The sequence below is a fragment of the Streptomyces sp. NPDC060031 genome (genome assembly GCF_042736805.1).
Taxonomy (GTDB): domain Bacteria; phylum Actinomycetota; class Actinomycetes; order Streptomycetales; family Streptomycetaceae; genus Streptomyces.
Window position 1 is genome coordinate 15,875 of record NZ_JBHWVM010000009.1, and the last position, 16,274, is coordinate 32,148.

12 protein-coding genes are annotated in these 16,274 nt (G+C 73.1%); 4 read left to right on the forward strand and 8 right to left on the reverse strand.

Annotated features, from left to right (window positions below):
• Window positions 1–57: 57 nt before the first annotated feature.
• The 7 genes from murD to rsmH form a co-directional block, all read right to left on the reverse strand.
• On the reverse strand, window positions 58–1,506 hold the full coding sequence (gene murD / locus ACFWB8_RS05720) for a UDP-N-acetylmuramoyl-L-alanine--D-glutamate ligase (RefSeq protein WP_385222977.1): 1,449 nt from the start codon (window positions 1,504–1,506) through the stop codon (window positions 58–60).
• Window positions 1,488–2,558 carry a phospho-N-acetylmuramoyl-pentapeptide-transferase gene (gene mraY, locus ACFWB8_RS05725; RefSeq protein WP_385222980.1) on the reverse strand — a complete coding sequence of 357 codons (1,071 nt, stop codon included), beginning with the start codon at window positions 2,556–2,558 and terminating at the stop codon, window positions 1,488–1,490. Before mraY ends, murD begins: the two co-directional genes overlap by 19 nt.
• Window positions 2,555–3,979 carry a UDP-N-acetylmuramoyl-tripeptide--D-alanyl-D-alanine ligase gene (murF, locus tag ACFWB8_RS05730; RefSeq protein ID WP_385222984.1) on the reverse strand — a complete coding sequence of 475 codons (1,425 nt, stop codon included), beginning with the start codon at window positions 3,977–3,979 and terminating at the stop codon, window positions 2,555–2,557. Before murF ends, mraY begins: the two co-directional genes overlap by 4 nt.
• The gene (locus tag ACFWB8_RS05735) at window positions 3,976–5,676 is read right to left on the reverse strand and encodes a UDP-N-acetylmuramoyl-L-alanyl-D-glutamate--2,6-diaminopimelate ligase (protein WP_385222986.1); all 1,701 of its coding nucleotides are present in this window, start codon (window positions 5,674–5,676) and stop codon (window positions 3,976–3,978) included. The genes murF and ACFWB8_RS05735 overlap by 4 nt, the downstream gene beginning before the upstream one ends.
• Window positions 5,677–5,721: 45 nt before the next feature.
• A complete protein-coding gene (locus tag ACFWB8_RS05740) occupies window positions 5,722–7,743 on the reverse strand; it encodes a peptidoglycan D,D-transpeptidase FtsI family protein (protein ID WP_385222988.1) in 2,022 nt (673 codons plus the stop codon).
• Window positions 7,744–7,980: 237 nt separating this feature from the next.
• The gene (locus ACFWB8_RS05745) at window positions 7,981–8,445 is read right to left on the reverse strand and encodes a hypothetical protein (protein WP_385222991.1); all 465 of its coding nucleotides are present in this window, start codon (window positions 8,443–8,445) and stop codon (window positions 7,981–7,983) included.
• The gene (gene rsmH / locus ACFWB8_RS05750; protein WP_385222993.1) at window positions 8,442–9,371 is read right to left on the reverse strand and encodes a 16S rRNA (cytosine(1402)-N(4))-methyltransferase RsmH; all 930 of its coding nucleotides are present in this window, start codon (window positions 9,369–9,371) and stop codon (window positions 8,442–8,444) included. Before rsmH ends, ACFWB8_RS05745 begins: the two co-directional genes overlap by 4 nt.
• 349 nt (window positions 9,372–9,720) lie before the next feature.
• Between rsmH and ACFWB8_RS05755 the strand changes: the two genes are divergently transcribed.
• From ACFWB8_RS05755 to ACFWB8_RS05770, 4 genes are all read left to right on the forward strand, one after another.
• Window positions 9,721–10,272 (forward strand): beta-class carbonic anhydrase, encoded by a 552-nt coding sequence (locus tag ACFWB8_RS05755; RefSeq protein ID WP_385222996.1) that lies wholly within the window; start codon window positions 9,721–9,723, stop codon window positions 10,270–10,272.
• Between the two features lie 135 nt (window positions 10,273–10,407).
• Complete coding sequence (locus tag ACFWB8_RS05760; RefSeq protein ID WP_385222999.1) at window positions 10,408–11,418, forward strand: AAA family ATPase; 1,011 nt, start codon at window positions 10,408–10,410, stop codon at window positions 11,416–11,418.
• Window positions 11,418–12,803 (forward strand): DUF58 domain-containing protein, encoded by a 1,386-nt coding sequence (locus tag ACFWB8_RS05765; RefSeq protein ID WP_385223002.1) that lies wholly within the window; start codon window positions 11,418–11,420, stop codon window positions 12,801–12,803. Before ACFWB8_RS05760 ends, ACFWB8_RS05765 begins: the two co-directional genes overlap by 1 nt.
• Window positions 12,800–15,223, forward strand: coding sequence for a transglutaminaseTgpA domain-containing protein (locus tag ACFWB8_RS05770; protein WP_385223005.1), 2,424 nt, complete (start codon window positions 12,800–12,802; stop codon window positions 15,221–15,223). The genes ACFWB8_RS05765 and ACFWB8_RS05770 overlap by 4 nt, the downstream gene beginning before the upstream one ends.
• Before the next feature lie 382 nt (window positions 15,224–15,605).
• Here ACFWB8_RS05770 and ACFWB8_RS05775 read toward each other — a convergent pair whose 3' ends face one another.
• Window positions 15,606–16,256, reverse strand: a complete 651-nt coding sequence (locus ACFWB8_RS05775) for a TetR/AcrR family transcriptional regulator (RefSeq protein WP_385223009.1) — start codon at window positions 16,254–16,256, stop codon at window positions 15,606–15,608.
• Between the last annotated feature and the right edge of the window lie 18 nt (window positions 16,257–16,274).

Here is a 16,274-nt window from a genome sequence, read left to right on the forward strand (position 1 = left end):
CTCGTACGCGGCGAGCAGCCGGCCGGCCGGAGGGAACCCGCCCTGGATCGACCGGACCTAGGCGCGCTCGGCGGCCAGTTCGCGCACCGCGTCGGCGAACGCGTCCCCACGCTTGTTGTAGTTCGCGAACATGTCCATCGAGGCACAGGCAGGTGCCAGCAGAACCGTGTCGCCGGGCTCGGCGAGCCGGGCCGCTTCCCGGACCGCTGCGAGCATCGCCCCAGTGTCGGTCCGCTCGAGGTCCACGACCGGGACCTGCGGGGCGTGTCGCGCCAGCGCCTCGGCGATCAGCGCCCGGTCGGCGCCGATCAGCACCACGCCGCGCATCCGTTTCGCGGACTTGCGGACGAGTTCGTCGAAGGTCGCGCCCTTGGCGAGGCCGCCGGCGATCCAGACGACCGGCTCGAAGGCCGCGAGGGAGGCCTCGGCCGCGTGGGTGTTGGTGGCCTTGGAGTCGTCGATGTACGTGACCCCGGCCACCTCGTCCACGTGCGCGACCCGGTGCGCGTCGGGGCGGAAGTCGCGCAGCCCGTCGCGGACCGCGCGCGGCTCCACGCCGAAGGCGCGGGCGAGCGCCGCGGCGGCGAGCGCGTTGGCGATGTTGTGCGGGGCGGGCGGGTTGACGTCCTCGACGTGCGCCAGCTCCTGGGCGTTCTTGTGCCGGTTCTCCACGAAGGCCCGGTCGACGAGGATGCCGTCGACCACGCCGAGCATGGAGGGGCCGGGGGCGCCGAGGGTGAAGCCGATGGCCCGGCAGCCCTCTTCGACGTCGGCCCGCACGACGAGGTCCTCGGTGGCCCGGTCGGCCGCGTTGTAGACGCAGGCGACCTGGTTGCCCTCGTAGATCCGGCCCTTGTCGGCGGCGTACGCCTCCATGGAGCCGTGCCAGTCGAGGTGGTCCGGGGCCAGGTTCAGGACGGCCGCGGAGTGGGCCCGTACCGAGGGCGCCCAGTGCAGTTGGTAGCTGGAGAGCTCGACGGCGAGGACGTCGTAGGTCTCCTCTCCGGTCACCACGTCGATGATCGGCGTGCCGATGTTCCCGACGGCCGCGGTCCGCAGGCCGGCGGCCTTGAGGATCGAGGCGAGCATCTGGGTGGTGGTGGTCTTGCCGTTGGTCCCGGTGATGGCGAGCCAGGGGGCCGCGTCGGGTCCCCGCAGCAGCCAGGCGATCTCGACGTCGCCCACGACGTCCACACCCGCCGCGGCGGCGGCTTCGAACAGCGGGCTGTCGGGCTTCCAGCCCGGCGAGGTGACCACCAGCTCGGTGCCCTCGGGCAGCAGCTCGCCCGCCGGGGTGCCGCCGTCCGGGCGGCCGAGGCGGACCTCGATGCCCTGCCGCGCGAGCTCGGCGGCCCGCGCCCGGTGCGCGTCACCGTCCCCGCTGTCGACGACGGTCACCCTGGCGCCGAGGCCGGCCAGGGCGCGGGCGGCACTGATGCCGCTCACACCGAGGCCGGCGACGGTGATGTTCTTGCCGTGCCAGGAGGTCACTTGTCGGCTGCCCATCCCGCGTAGAAGAGACCGAGACCCACGATCACGCACATGCCCTGGATGATCCAGAAGCGGACCACGACAAGGACCTCGGACCACCCCTTGAGTTCGAAGTGGTGCTGGAGCGGAGCCATCCGGAAGACGCGCTTCCCTGTCAGCTTGAAGGAGCCGACCTGGATGACCACCGACATCGTGATGAGGACGAACAGGCCGCCGAGGAGCGCCATCAGGAACTCCGTGCGGGAGCAGATCGCGAGTCCGGCGAGCGCGCCGCCGAGGGCCAGCGAGCCGGTGTCACCCATGAAGATCTTGGCGGGCGAGGTGTTCCACCACAGGAAGCCGAAGCAGGCGCCCATCAGGGCGGAGGCGACGACCGCGAGGTCCAGCGGGTCGCGCACCTCGAAGCAGGCGGCCGGGTTGGTCAGGGTCTGCGCGTTGACGCAGGACTCCTGGTACTGCCAGACGCCGATGAAGGTGTAGGCGCCGAAGACCATCACGGCGGCGCCGGTGGCCAGGCCGTCCAGACCGTCGGTCAGGTTCACGCCGTTGGACATGGCCAGGATCATGAACAGCGCCCAGACCACGAACAGCACCGGCCCGATCTGCCAGCCGAAGTCCGTGACGAACGACAGCTTGGTGGAGGCCGGGGTCAGGCCGCGCGCGTCCGAGAACTGGAGCGCGAGCACCGCGAAGGCGATGCCGACGATCAGCTGGCCGGCCATCTTCGCCTTGGCCCGCAGACCGAGCGAACGCTGCTTGACGATCTTGATGTAGTCGTCGAGGAAACCGACCAGGCCCATGCCCCCCATCAGGAACAGGACGAGCAGACCAGAGAACGTCGGCTCACTGGACGTGATGACCTTCGTCAGGGCGTACGCGACGAGCGTCGCCAGGATGAAGGAGATGCCACCCATGGTGGGCGTGCCCTTCTTCCCGGCGTGGCCACGGGGGCCGTCGTCGCGGATGAACTGGCCGTAGCCCTTGCGGGCCAGGCCCTTGATCAGCAGCGGGGTGCCGATGAGCGTGAGGAAGAGTCCGATGACTCCCGCGAACAGGATCTGCCTCATCGGCCGGCGACCTCGCCCTCGCGCTCCAGCAACGCCAGCGCGACCCGCTCCAGACCGATCGACCTGGAAGCCTTCACCAGCACGACGTCACCCGGGCGCAGTTCACTGCGCAACAGGTCGACCGCCGCCTGCGCGTCGGACACGAGCACCGACTCCTCACCCCACGAACCCTCGTTATATGCGCCCAGTTGCAGCCAGGACGCTTCCCTGCCCCCGACTGCGACGAGCTTGCTCACGTTGAGCCGGACGGCAAGCCGTCCCACCGCGTCGTGCTCGGCCAACGATGCGTCACCGAGCTCGGCCATCGGGCCGAGCACCGCCCACGTACGTCCCCCCTTCGCCCTGGCGGCGCCGCCCATCGCGGCAAGTGCGCGCAGAGCGGCCCGCATGGACTCGGGATTCGCGTTGTAGGCGTCGTTGACGATCGTCACGCCGTCCGCCCGCTCGGTGACCTCCATCCGCCACCGGGACAAGGTGCCCGCCCCGGAGAGCGCGGTGGCGATCTCGTCGACGGACATGCCCAACACGTGGGCGACGGCGGCCGCGGCGAGCGCGTTCGACACGTGGTGCTCACCGTACAGGCGCAAGGTCACATCACTGCACCCGGTCGGTGTGTGGAGTGTGAAGGAGGGCTGCCCCCCGGCTGTCATCCGCACCTCGGTGGCCCGCACTTCGGCGTCCTCGGCCTCCCCGAAGAGGACCGTACGGGCCTTCGTGCGGGCGGTCATCGCGCGCACCAGGGGGTCGTCGGCGTTCAGTACGGCGATTCCGCCGTCCGCCTCGGCCGGCAGGGCCTCCACCAGCTCGCCCTTGGCCTGCGCGATCTGTTCGCGGCCGCCGAACTCGCCGATGTGGGCGGTCCCGACGTTCAGGACGAGGCCGATCCGCGGCGGGGTCAGGCCGGTGAGGTAGTCGATGTGGCCGATCCCGCGGGCGCCCATCTCCAGCACCAGGTGCCGGGTCTCCTCGGTGGCGCGCAGGGCGGTGAGCGGCAGGCCGATCTCGTTGTTGAGGGAGCCGGGCGTCCACACGGTGGGCGCGTGGGCCTGGAGCACCTGGGCGATGAGGTCCTTGGTGGAGGTCTTTCCGGCGGAGCCGGTCAGGGCCACCACGTCGGTGCCCAGCCGCTCGACGACGGCCCGGGCGAGGGCGCCGAGGGCCTTCTCCACGTCGGGGACGACGATGGCGGGCACGCCGACGGGCCGGGTCGCGAGTACCGCCGCGGCTCCGGCGCCGACCGCGCGCCCGGCATAGTCGTGGCCGTCGACGTGTTCACCCGCGAACGCGGCGAACAGACTGCCGGACTCCACCTGGCGGGAGTCGATGACGACGGGCCCGGTGATGCGGACGGACGGATCGGGTATGTCGTGGGGCCGCCCGCCGGTGATGTCGGCGATCTCGGCGAGGGAAAGGGCGATCACTGGTTCACCTCGGCCTGTCGGTGGCTGTGCTGCGCTGTCTCGATCGCGGCACGCAGTACGGCGCGGTCGTCGAAGGGCCGTACGACGCCCGCGGTGTCCTGGCCCTGCTCGTGGCCCTTGCCGGCCACCAGCACGGTGTCGCCGGGCTCGGCGCGCGCGACGGCGGCGGCGATGGCCGCGGCCCGGTCGGCGTCGACGAGGACGGCGCCCCGCTCGGCGGGCGGCACGGACACGGCGCCTTCGAACATCGAGGCGAGGATCGCGAGGGGGTCCTCGGAGCGCGGGTTGTCGGAGGTCAGGACGGCCGTGTCGGCGAACCGGGCGGCCGCCGCGCCCATCGGGGCGCGCTTGGTGGTGTCGCGGTCGCCGCCGCAGCCGAGCACGATGTGCAGCTTGCCGGTGGTGACCTCGCGCAGTGCGCGGAGCACCGATTCGACGGCGTCCGTCTTGTGCGCGTAGTCGACGACCGCCAGGTAGGGCTGGCCCGCGTCCACCCGCTCCAGGCGGCCCGGGACCCCGGGGACCGCGGCGACGCCGTCGGCGGCGGTCTGCGGGTCGAGGCCGGCGGCGGCGAGGGTGACGATCGCGGCGACGGTGTTCGCGATGTTGAACGGGCCGGGCAGCGGGGCGGTGGCCCGTACGCGCTGTCCGTCCGGCCCGACCAGGGTCAGGGTGGAGTCCATGTGTCCGCAGACCACGTCCTCGGCCCGCCAGTCGGCGGCCGGGTCGCCGGTGGCGGAGAAGGTGACCACCGGGATCGCCGACTCCTTGGCGAGGCGGCGGCCGTACTCGTCGTCGACGTTGACCACGCCGAGGCGGGCGCGGCGCTCGGTGAAGAGCTGCGCCTTGGCCTGGAAGTAGTCCTCCATGTCGGAGTGGAACTCCATGTGTTCCGGGCTCAGGTTGTTGAAGACGGCGACGTCGAAGACGCAGCCGTCGACCCGGCCGAGCACCAGCGCGTGGCTGGAGACCTCCATGGCGACGGCCTCGACCCCGCGTTCGCGCATGACGGCGAAGAGGGCCTGGAGGTCGGTGGCCTCGGGGGTGGTGCGCTCGGACTTGATGCGCTCGTCCGCGATGCGCATCTCGACGGTGCCGATGAGTCCGGTCTTGCGTCCGGCTCCACGCAGTCCGCCCTCGACGAGGTAGGCGGTGGTGGTCTTGCCGGAGGTGCCGGTGATGCCGATCCGCAGGAGGCCCTCACCCGGCCGGCCGTAGATCGTGGCGGCCAGTTCGCCCATCCGGCCGCGCGGGTCGGCGACCGCGAGGACCGGCAGTCCGGTCGCGGCGGCGCGTTCGGCGCCGGCCGGATCGGTCAGCACGGCCGCGGCGCCGAGGGCGGCCGCCTGCGTGGCGAAGTCCGCGCCGTGCAACCGGGCACCGGGCAGGGCCGCGTACAGGTCACCGGGGCGCACGGCACGGGAGTCGTGCGTGATGCCGGTGATCTGCGGCTGTGGTGCGCCCGGGGCTTCGATGTCCAGCAGGGTGGCCAGCTCGCCCAGGGGGATCGGGCGGACGGACGCGGGCCTGGGCGCTCCCGGCGGCGCTGCCGGGGCGTCATTCTGGGCGGTTCTGGGCTGATCAGCGTGGGGCACGGCGGTGAGCGTACCGGGCTCGGCGGGCCGGTCGCGAAGTGAGGGCCCGGCCGCGGAGCCGGGGGCCGGGCGGTTCCCGGGTTTCGGGGTGATCGTTGTCACTGATGGTGCCTCACGCTTTTCTGGCGGGCCGGCCGGGCAGGACGGTCACTGGCCGGGCTGCGGGTTGGGCTGCGCATTGGGCTGGGTACCGGCCTGCGGCCCCGTTTCGTAGGTGACCGGGAGTCCGGCGGGGGCGGTGCCGGTGGGGGCGATCTGGAGGGTCTTGAGGGCGAACTCCATGACCTTCTTGTAGATGGGCCCGCAGATCTGGCCGCCGAAGTAGCTGCCCTTCGTCGGGTTCTGGATGGCGCAGTAGACGGTGATGCGGGGGTTGTCGGCGGGTGCGAAGCCGGCGAACGAGGCGGTGTAGCCCTTGTAGCGGCCGGTGGCCGGATCCACCCGGTTGGAGGTGCCGGTCTTGCCGCCGACCCGGTAGCCGGGGATACGGGCCTTGGTGCCGGTGCCCTCCTGGTCGTCGACCACCGATTCGAGCATGTGCGCGAGGGATGTGGCGGTCTCCGGGCTGACCACGCGGGTCTGCGCGGGAGCCGGGGCGGCGGTGAAGCGGCCGTCGGGGCCCTTGGTTCCGCGGACCAGCGTCGGCTCGATCCGGACCCCGCCGTTGGCGATGGTGGAGTACACGGAGGTCGCCTGCATGGCGTTGAGGGACAGGCCCTGGCCGAAGGGGATCGTGAACTGCTGGGAGGTGGACCAGGCCTCGGGCTTGGCGAGGATGCCGCGGGACTCGCCGGGGTAGTCCAGGCCGGTGGGCCGGCCGATGCCGAACTTGGTCAGGTAGGAGTACAGGACCTTGTTGGCCTCGGACTGGGTGGGCCCGAGCTGGCCGGTGGCCAGGATGGTGCCGATGTTGGAGGACTTGGCGAGCACCCCGTTGAGGGTCAGGTACCAGGTCGGGTGGTCGATGTCGTCCTTGAAGAGCCGGTCGCCGCGGTGCAGCCGGTTGGGGACCTCGACGTGGGTCTCGGGGGTGGCCTTCTTCTCCTCCAGCACGGCGGCCATCGACATCACCTTGGCGGTGGAGCCGGGCTCGTACACGTCCTGGAGCGCCGCGTTGCCCATGGCGGCGGAGCTGGCCTTGGTCAGGTCGTTGGGGTCGAAGCCGGGGGCGTTGGCCATGGCGAGGACCTCGCCGGTGCGGGTGTCCTGGACGACGACGTAGCCGCGGTCGGCCTCCGACTTGGCGACCTGCTCGGTGATGGCGCTCTGCGCGGCCCACTGGATGTCGCGGTCGATGGTCAGCTCGATGTCGTCGCCGGGTACGGCGGGCTTCTCGCTGGAGCCGGCGGTGGGCACGCGGCGGCCGCCGGACTGGGCGTAGGTGAGCTCGCCGTCCTTGCCGGACAGCTTCTTGTCGAGGGAGGACTCCAGACCGCCGCCGCCCTTGCCCTCGGCGTTGACGTAGCCCAGTATCCCGGCGGCGAGGTCCCCGCCCGGGTACACGCGCTTGCTGCTGTCCGCCTTGAACACGCCGGCGAGGACGTTGGCGCCGGGGCCGTTGTTCCTGCGGTCGGCGGCGGCCTTGTCGGCGAAGACCCGCTGGAGGTCCTTGATCTGGTTCCAGACCTGGGGGGTCTGGCGGCGGGCCAGGATGACGTAGCGGGTGTTCTTGGTCTTGAGGCGCCCGGTGAGCTCCTTGGCGTCCTTGCCCAGGATCGGGGCGAGGAGGGCCGCGGCCTGTTCGGGGGCGTCGGGGGCCTTGCTGTCCTGCGGCGTGAACATCTTGGGGTCGGCCGTGATGTCGTACGCGTCCACGCTGGTGGCCAGGGCCACGCCCTTGCGGTCGGTGATCTCCCCGCGCTCCGCGGCCAGGGTGTAGCTGGCGAAACGGTTCTCGGAGGCCTTGGCGGAGTAGGCGGAGGCGTCGACGGCCTGGACCTGCAGGAGCCGTACGACGAAGGCGAGCATGACCAGGGTCAGCCCGACGCTGACCAGGCGCAGCCGGGGCTTGGGCTTGCCGAGGCGGATGGTGTGCGGGGTGCGGGGGGCCGCGGGGCGGCGGGTGGCCGGGCGCGTGGCGGGGCGGGCGGCGGCCCGGCCGCGCTCTGCGCCGGGCCGCGGTCTGCCGGGGCCGGGCACCCGCCGCCGCGGGGGCTCCTGCGGGCTCACGCGGCTGCTCCGCGGGGGTGCGCGTGCGCGGCAGCACTCCTGGGGCTCCGCCCCAGACCCCGCACCTCGAACGCCGGCGGGGCTGGTCTCTGGCTGAAGCCGCCTCTTGGCGTGCCGGATTGCCCGCTGGGCGATTTCAGCGCCGCCCGGCAGAAATCCAGCCCCGCCGGCGTGTGAGGCGCGGGGTACGGGGCGGAGCCCCGGGCTTTGAGTCCCGCAGGGGTCCGGGTCACTGCGTCACCTGCCTGGGGTCGGGTTGGGCTGCGGGGCCGCGTAGCCCGCGGGGACGGGCGGAGCGCCCGACGGGGTCGGGACGGAGACCTGGGAGGCCGGCGGGGACGGCGGCGGGGGCTGCGCCGCCGGGGAGGCCGTGCCGGTGACCTTGCCGTCGGGCCCGATGAAGACCGGGCTGCCGCCCGGCACCAGGCCCAGCTCGTGGGCCCGCCGCTGCAACGCGTCGGGCGCCGAGTGGCCGTCCACGTCGCGCTGCAGGGCCTGTTCCTCGTCCGTCAGCGCGGTGGTCTCCTTCTTCAGCTTGCTCAGCTGGAAGGAGCCCTGGTTCAGCGCCGAGTTCAGCAGCAGCAGGCTGATCAGGCCGCCGCCGAGCAGCGCCACCACCAGCAGGACGAACGGCGTCCGCGCCGCCTGCCCGGCCGGGCTGCCGGCCAGGGCCCGCCCGAGCCGTCCCCCGCGTTTGTTCACAGTCTCGCCTCCCGGATGCGCTCCACCCCTCGGAAGCGGGCCGGCGCCGCCCGCCGGTTCTCCGCGATCTCCTCCTCCGTCGGCAGCTCCGCACCGCGCGTCAGGAGTTTCAGCTTCGGCTGGTACTTCTCCGGCACCACCGGCAGTCCCGGCGGGGCCGTGGAGGTCGCGCCCGCCGCGAAGACCTGCTTGACCAGCCGGTCCTCCAGCGAGTGGTACGACAGCACCGCGATCCGGCCGCCGACGGCGATCCGGTCCACGGCCGCCGGAATGGCCCTCTCCAGGCCGGACAGCTCCCCGTTGACCTCGATCCTCAGCGCCTGGAAGGTCCGCTTGGCCGGGTTGCCGCCGGTCCGCTTCGCCGCCTGCGGCAGGGCGTCGCGGATCAGCTCGACCAGGCGCGCGCTGTTGGAGAAGGGCTCCTTGTCACGCTCGCGGACCACCGCCGACACGATCCGCTTGGCCTGCTTCTCCTCGCCGTACTGGCGCAGGATCCGAACGAGCTCGCCCGGGGCGTACGTGTTGAGGACCTCCGCCGCGCTGATGCCCGTCGTCTGGTCCATCCGCATGTCCAGGGGCGCGTCCTGCGCGTACGCGAATCCGCGGTCGGCCTCGTCCAGCTGCATGGAGGAGACGCCGAGGTCGAAGAGGATGCCCTGCACGGTCGGGATGCGCAGGCTGTCCAGTACCTCCGCCAGGTCGGCGTAGATCGCGTGGACGAGGGTGGCGCGCTCCCCGAAGGGTGCGAGCCGCTCGCCGGAGAGCCGCAGGGCCTCCTTGTCGCGGTCGAGGCCGATCAGGTGCGCCTCGGGGAACCGGGTCAGCAGGGCCTCGCTGTGGCCGCCGAGGCCGAGGGTGCAGTCGACGACGACGGCCCCGGGCCTCTCCAGCGCCGGGGCCAACAGGTCCAGGCACCGCTGGAGCATCACCGGGACATGTCGGGACTCGCTAGTCAAAGCGCCCTCTCAGATAACGGCGCGGCAACCGTACAGAGCCGTACGTACGCGCCGCGCACGCGGTATTTTCCAGGGCCGGGCGGCCCGTCAGGGCCGGGCCCCGGCCGGTTCGCGTCACTTTAGTGCAACGGTCGCCGCGGTCAACGAACCGCCCCGCGCGCGGTGCGCCCCTCTCCCGACGAACCGGCAAATGGTGCGAATCACCCGGACGGCCGCCCCCGCCTCACCCCTGTGGGTTAGCTCACAACATGATTTGTTGCCCTTCTTTGTCCACCCTCACTCGCTGCCTACACGAGCAGTGACCACTACCGTCGTATGCATGACGACTTCCGCACACGTGCCCGCAGACTCCGCGCCCGAGGCCACGCGCGTCCGATCCGTCACCGACCGACTGGTCGAGGCGAATCTCGCGTACGCCGCGAAATTCACCGACCCGGGCATGGACGCCCGCCCCGTCCTCCACGTGGCCGTCGTCGCCTGTATGGACGCCCGCCTCGACCTGCACGCCGCCCTCGGCCTGGAGCTCGGCGACTGCCACACCATCCGCAACGCGGGCGGTGTGGTCACCGACGACACCATCCGCTCCCTCACCATCAGCCAGCGCGCCCTCGGCACCCGCACGGTGATACTCATCCACCACACCGGCTGCGGTCTCGAAAGCCTGACCGAGGACTTCCGGCACGAGCTGGAGGACGAGGTCGGCCAGCGCCCCGCCTGGGCCGTGGAGGCCTTCCGCGACGTGGACCAGGACGTCCGCCAGTCCATGCAGCGGGTCCGGACCAACCCGTTCCTGCCCCACAAGGACGATGTGCGAGGCTTCGTCTTCGACGTGCACACCGGACTGCTCCGGGAGATCGATCCGACCTCGTGAGTGACACAAGGCCGTAACGCCGTCAAGAATGCGGGGAGACGTCGCCCGGAGACCCTCCGGGCCGGTGTCCGTATTTGGGGTGGGCCGGTGATGCGCCATGGGCGTCGGCCCTGAGAAAGGGCCGAGGAGAACCAGGTGACCACGTATGACGACCGAGCGAGCCTCGCGGATCTGACCACCACGGCGGAGCGGGTGCGCCACTCGGTCGAGAGCGTGATCGAGGGCAAGCCCGAGGTCGTCCGCCTCGCGCTGACCGTGCTCCTCGCCGAGGGCCACCTGCTCATCGAGGACGTGCCCGGCGTCGGCAAGACCATGCTGGCCAAGACGCTCGCCAAGTCCATCGACTGCTCGGTGCAGCGCATCCAGTTCACCCCGGACCTGCTGCCCTCCGACATCACCGGCGTCAGCATCTACGACCAGCAGCGCCGCGAGTTCGAGTTCAAGCCGGGCGCGATCTTCGCGCAGATCGTCATCGGCGACGAGATCAACCGCGCCTCCCCCAAGACCCAGTCCGCCCTGCTGGAGTCGATGGAGGAGCGCCAGGTCACCATAGACGGCACCACGTACACCCTCCCCAGCCCCTTCATGGTGGTCGCCACCCAGAACCCGGTGGAGATGGAGGGCACCTACCCCCTCCCGGAGGCCCAGCGCGACCGCTTCATGGCCCGCGTATCCGTCGGCTACCCCAGCCCCGAAGCCGAGCTCCAGATGCTCGACGTGCACGGCGGGACCTCCCCGCTCGACGACCTCACGGCCGTCGCGCACGCCCACGACATCGTCAAGCTCATCGAGGCCGTGCGCGAGGTGTACGTCGCCGAGCCCGTCCGGCGCTACGTCGTCGACCTGGTCTCCGCCACCCGCAGCCACCCGGACCTGCGCCTGGGCGCCTCCCCCCGCGCCACCCTGCACCTGCTGCGCGCCGTGAAGGCCTCCGCCGCCCTGGCCGGCCGGGACTACGTCCTGCCCGACGACGTCCAGGCGCTGGCCGCCCCCGTCCTCGCACACCGCCTGCTGCCCACCGCGCAGGCCCAGCTGGGCCGGCGCACCGCCGAGCAGGTCGTCGCCGACATCCTGCAGCGCACCCCCGTCCCCGCCGCGCACGCGCGCGGCGAGATCCCGCCCGGCGCGGGCGTCCGGGGCTTCTGATGAGCGCCGGTGCCCCGCACGGCGCCGGCGGCCAGGGCGGTGGCGGGTTCGGCGGGCTGCGGGCCTCGCTGTCCGGGCTGACCACCCGCGGCCGGTCCTTCCTCGCCGCCGGGATCGCCGCCGCCGTGTGCGCGTACATGCTCGGCCAGGGCGAACTGCTCCGGGTCGGGCTGCTGCTCGCCGCCCTGCCCCTGATCTGCGTCTACGCCCTGCACCGCACCCGGCACCGGGTCACCGGCAGCCGTCGGCTGACCCCGATGCGGGTGGCCGCCGGCGCCGAGGCCCGCGTACAGCTGCGCATGGACAACGTCTCCCGCATGCCCACCGGGCTGCTCATGCTCCAGGACCGGGTGCCGTACGTCCTCGGGCCCCGGCCCCGCTTCGTCCTGGACCGGGTCGAGCCCGGCGGCCGGCGCGAGGTGTCCTACCGGGTCCGCTCCGACCTGCGCGGCCGCTACCCGCTGGGCCCGCTCCAGCTGCGCCTCACCGACCCCTTCGGGCTGGTCGAGCTGACCCGTTCCTTCAGCACGTACGACGTCCTCACCGTCATCCCGCGCACCGAGGTGCTGGCGCCGGTCCGGCTGACCGGCGAGTCCTCCGGCTACGGCGACGGCAGCCGGCGCTCGCTGGCCCTGGCCGGCGACGACGACGTGATCCCGCGCGGCTACCGGCGCGGGGACGACCTGCGCCGCGTGCACTGGCGCTCCACGGCCCGCTACGGCGAGCTGATGGTGCGCCGCGAGGAGCAGCCGCAGCGCAGCAGGGCCACCGTCCTGCTGGACACCCGCCGCCTCGCCTACGAGGGCGCCGGGCCCGACTCGGCCTTCGAGTGGGCCGTGTCGGCGGCCGCCTCCACCCTGGTGCACCTGCTCGAGCAGGGGTTCTCCGTACGGCTGCTGACCGACACCGGGGACTGCGTGCCCGGCGAGGGCGGCGGCTTCTCCTCCGGCGGCCAGGAGTCCGCCGAGGCGGCCGGGCTGCTGATGGACACCCTCGCGGTGGTCGGGCACTCCGACGGCGCCGGGCTCTCGCGGGCGTACGACGCGGTGCGCGGCGGCGGCCCGGGCGGCGGCGGTTTCGGCGGAGCGGGCGGTGACGGACTCCTCGTCGCCTTCCTCGGGGACCTGGACGAGGCGCAGGCCGAGCTGGCGGCCAGGCTGCGCCAGCGCAGCGCGGCCGCGGTGGCCTTCGTGCTGGACTCCGCGGCCTGGTCCGGCCGGCCCCCGGTCGGCGCGGCCGGCCCGAACGGCGCGGAGCCGGTGAGCCGGCTGCGCGACGCGGGCTGGACGGCACTGGCCGTCCCGCCCGGGGTGGCCTACGGGGAGCTGTGGCAACAGGCCGGGAACGCCCCGCTCGGCACCGGCACTGCGGGGGGTTGGGGATGAGCGGGCGGGCGAGACTGACGCTGTTCGCGGCACTGGCGACGCTGCTCACCTCGTGGTCGCTGGTCGGGCTGGTGGACACGGCGAGCTGGATGCCGCAGGCGGCGCTGCTGCTGTGCGTGCAGAGCGCGGTGGGCGCCGGGGCGCGGCGGGTGCCGCTGGCCCGCTCGCTGACCGTGACCTCGCAGGCGCTCGTGTCGCTGCTGCTGCTCGCGTTCGTGTTCGCGGGGAAGGGCGAGTCCACCGGGAACGGGCCGCTGGCCTACCTGGTGACGGACTTCGGAGCGCTGTTCCGCCAGGGCGTCCAGGACGTGGGCGAGTTCGCGATCCCCGCGCCGCTCACCGACGGCATCCGGCTGCTGCTGATGTCCGGGGTGCTGCTGATCGGGCTGCTGGTGGACGTGCTGGCGGTCACGGCTCGCAGCGCCGCGGCGGCCGGGCTGCCGCTGCTCGCGCTGTACTCGGTGGCCGCGGGGCTGTCGGGCGGCGGCGAGTCCTCCTGGTTCACGTTCCTGCTGGCGGGCAGCGGCTACCTGTTGCTGCTGCTGGCCGAGGGCCGCGACCGGCTGGCCCAGTGGGGCCGGGTGTTCGGCGCGGCCCCGAGCGAGCGGGTGTCCGCCGCCTCGGCATACGGCGGCGGACCGGGCGGCGGCCAGGCCGTCTCCCCCGTACGCACCGGCCGGCGGCTCGGCGCGGTGGCCCTGGGTCTGGCACTGGCCGTCCCCGCGGTGCTGCCGGCGCTCGGCAGCGGGCTGCTGGGCGGGGCGGGCGAGGGCGAGGGCGGAAGCGGCCCGGGCGGCGGGCAGATCCAGGCGGTCAACCCGCTGGTCTCGCTCCAGAGCAGCCTGAACGCGCAGGACAACCGGGTGGTGCTGAAGTACCGCACGGACAGCCCGCAGCTCGGCGAGCAGTACCTGCGGATCCTGGCGCTCGACGAGTTCAACGGCGTCAAGTGGGAGGCGTCCGGGCGCGCCCTGACCGAGGTGCCGGCCAGGATGCCGAACCCGCCGGGGCTCGGCGACGAGGTGCGCGCCGACGCGGTCGAGGTGCGGACGAGCGTCTCGTCCTCCGAGACGTACGCGCAGCGCTACCTGCCGATGCCGTACCCGGCGACGGGCGTGGACATCGGCGGGAAGTGGCGGTTCGAGCCGGCCGGGCGCACGCTGGTCGGCGACCAGCTGGCCAAGGACAAGTTCCAGAACGTCCAGGGGGCGCAGTACACCGTACGGAGCCTGCTGCTGCGGCCGACGGCCGAGCAGCTGCAGACGGCGCCGAAACCGAACCCGTTGATCGAGTCGGAGTACACGCGGCTGCCGGACAACCTGCCGCCGGTGGTCGCCGAGACGGCCCGCCGGGTCACGCAGGGTGCGAAGGACGACTACACGCGTGCGGTGAAGCTCCAGGACTACTTCGCGGTGAACGGCGGATTCCGCTACGACACCAAGGTGTCCTCGGGGACCGGTTCGCAGGCCATCGCCCGCTTCCTGGCGGACAAGGAGGGCTTCTGCATCCACTTCGCGTTCTCGATGGCCTCCATGTCCCGCTCGCTCGGAATCCCGGCGCGGGTGGCGGTCGGCTTCACGCCCGGGGCGAAGCAGTCCGACGGCAGTGTGAACGTCTCGATGCGCGATGCCCACGCGTGGCCCGAGCTGTACTTCGAGGGCGTGGGCTGGACCCGGTTCGAGCCGACGCCGCGCTCGGGCATCACCGTGCCGGACTACAGCCGGCCCGAGGCCCCGCAGACCCAGCCGACGGCTCCGACGGCGGCGCCGTCGAAGAGCGCTTCCGAGCCGTCGGCGGCTCCGTCGAAGGCGGACGACTGCCCGCCGGACATGAAGAAGCTGGGCGAGTGCGGGGGGCCGGCGCTGCGGCAGGACACCGGTTCGGGCGGCGGCCCGTCGCTGCGGGCCGTGCTCACCTGGACGGCGGTCGGCCTGGCCGCGCTCGTCCTGCCCTTCCTGCCGCTGCTGTGGCGGGGCCGGGTGCGCGCCCGGCGGCTGGGGTCGCGCGAGGTGCTGGCGGCCTGGCGGGAGCTGGGCGACGCGGCCTGGGACGTCGGGATCACCCCCGACGAGGCCCGGTCCCCGCGCGGCGCGGCGGCGCGGATGGTGGAGCTGGGGCGGCTGGAGCCCGAGGCGGCGGAGGCCGCCGCGCGGATCGCGGGAGCGGTGGAGCGGGTGCTGTACGCGCCGCCGGGCGCCGGCGCGGGCTCGTACGCGGGGCTGTCCTCGGACGTGCTGGTGGTCCGGGCGGGCCTGCTGGCGGGCGTCTCCCGCGGTGCCCGGCTGCGCGCCCTGCTGCTCCCCCGCTCGGCGGCCCGGCTGCAGTGGTCGGCCGCGGCCCGCTGGTCGGCGCTGACCTCGGCGGCCTCGGCCCGCCTGGCGGCCGTACGCCTGCGCCTGCCCCTGCGCGGCCGCGGCTGAGCCCGGCGCGGCTCACACGCCGGCGAGGCTGAAGAACGCAGGCGACGGCAGCCGAAATCCCGCCTCGCCGGCGTGTGAGGCGCGGGGTCTGGGGCGGAGCCCCGGCGGGGAGCCGGACAGCGGCGGGGACGGCGATGCGGCGAGGCTCGATCCCCCCGAGCCCCGCCGCATCGTCGTTCCACCCCCACCCGGCAGAGATCACCGGCCCGCTCCGCAGCCCCGTGTCGGCGGTGCGGGCCGGGTCCCTGTCCGTTGCCCCCAGTCTGGCGTCCGCGCAGGTGGGGGCCATCCGCGCGCGTACTCATTTCGCGCCTGGGTACGGATACTCAGCCAGTTCTACGCCGCTGCGCAGCCGCACGGCACCGCCGATCGGGGTACGGCGTCAGCGTGTCCCGCTGACCCGCCCCCGCAGCAGCAGCGACAACGCCGAGTGCACGTCGTCCAGGGACCGCTCGCTCTGGAACGACTGCCAGTCGAGGGCGGCCACGAGCACCATCCCCACCAGCGCGGCCGCGGTCAGCGGCACGTCGATCTCCGCGCTCAGCTCACCGCGCTCGACGCCCTCCCGCAGCACCGTCTCCACGACGGCCACCGCCTCCCGGCGTACCACCATCAGCGTGGACTGCCAGGTCCGGTTGGTCCGCCACAGCTCGGCGACGTACAACTGGGTGAAGGCCGGGTAGCGGTCGATGAAGACGAGGCCGGCCCGGATCATCGCGTCCAGCGCCTCGACGCGGCTGCCGCCGCGTGCCTGCGTCTCCTGTTCGGCCGTCCGCAGGGACGCCGTGAGCAGGCCGACGCCGTGCCGCAGCAGTTCCTCGAAGAGGTCGTTCTTGCTGGCGAAGTTGTAGTAGACGGTGCCCTTGGCGACGCCCGCCCGCTCGGCGATCTCCTCGACCGTCGTCGCGGAGAAGCCCTTCTCCGCGATGAGGGTGACGGCCGCTTCGTAGAGCTTCTGCCTGGTGGCCTGCCGGCGGCCGCCGCCGCTGCCGCTGCTCGCGGCGGCCGCCGTACCGGTGCTGCTGCTTTCCATGGCGCTGATTCTCACAGG

Bases quoted from the DNA above. Each gene is read 5' to 3' on its own strand.
- ACFWB8_RS05765 (WP_385223002.1), top strand. From the start codon at position 11,418: ATGAGCGCCGGTGCCCCGCACGGCGCCGGCGGCCAGGGCGGTGGCGGG.
- rsmH (WP_385222993.1), bottom strand. From the start codon at position 9,371: ATGCTCCAGCGGTGCCTGGACCTGTTGGCCCCGGCGCTGGAGAGGCCC.
- mraY (WP_385222980.1), bottom strand. From the start codon at position 2,558: ATGAGGCAGATCCTGTTCGCGGGAGTCATCGGACTCTTCCTCACGCTC.
- ACFWB8_RS05775 (WP_385223009.1), bottom strand. From the start codon at position 16,256: ATGGAAAGCAGCAGCACCGGTACGGCGGCCGCCGCGAGCAGCGGCAGC.
- murD (WP_385222977.1), bottom strand. From the start codon at position 1,506: ATGGGCAGCCGACAAGTGACCTCCTGGCACGGCAAGAACATCACCGTC.
- ACFWB8_RS05755 (WP_385222996.1), top strand. From the start codon at position 9,721: ATGACGACTTCCGCACACGTGCCCGCAGACTCCGCGCCCGAGGCCACG.
- ACFWB8_RS05770 (WP_385223005.1), top strand. From the start codon at position 12,800: ATGAGCGGGCGGGCGAGACTGACGCTGTTCGCGGCACTGGCGACGCTG.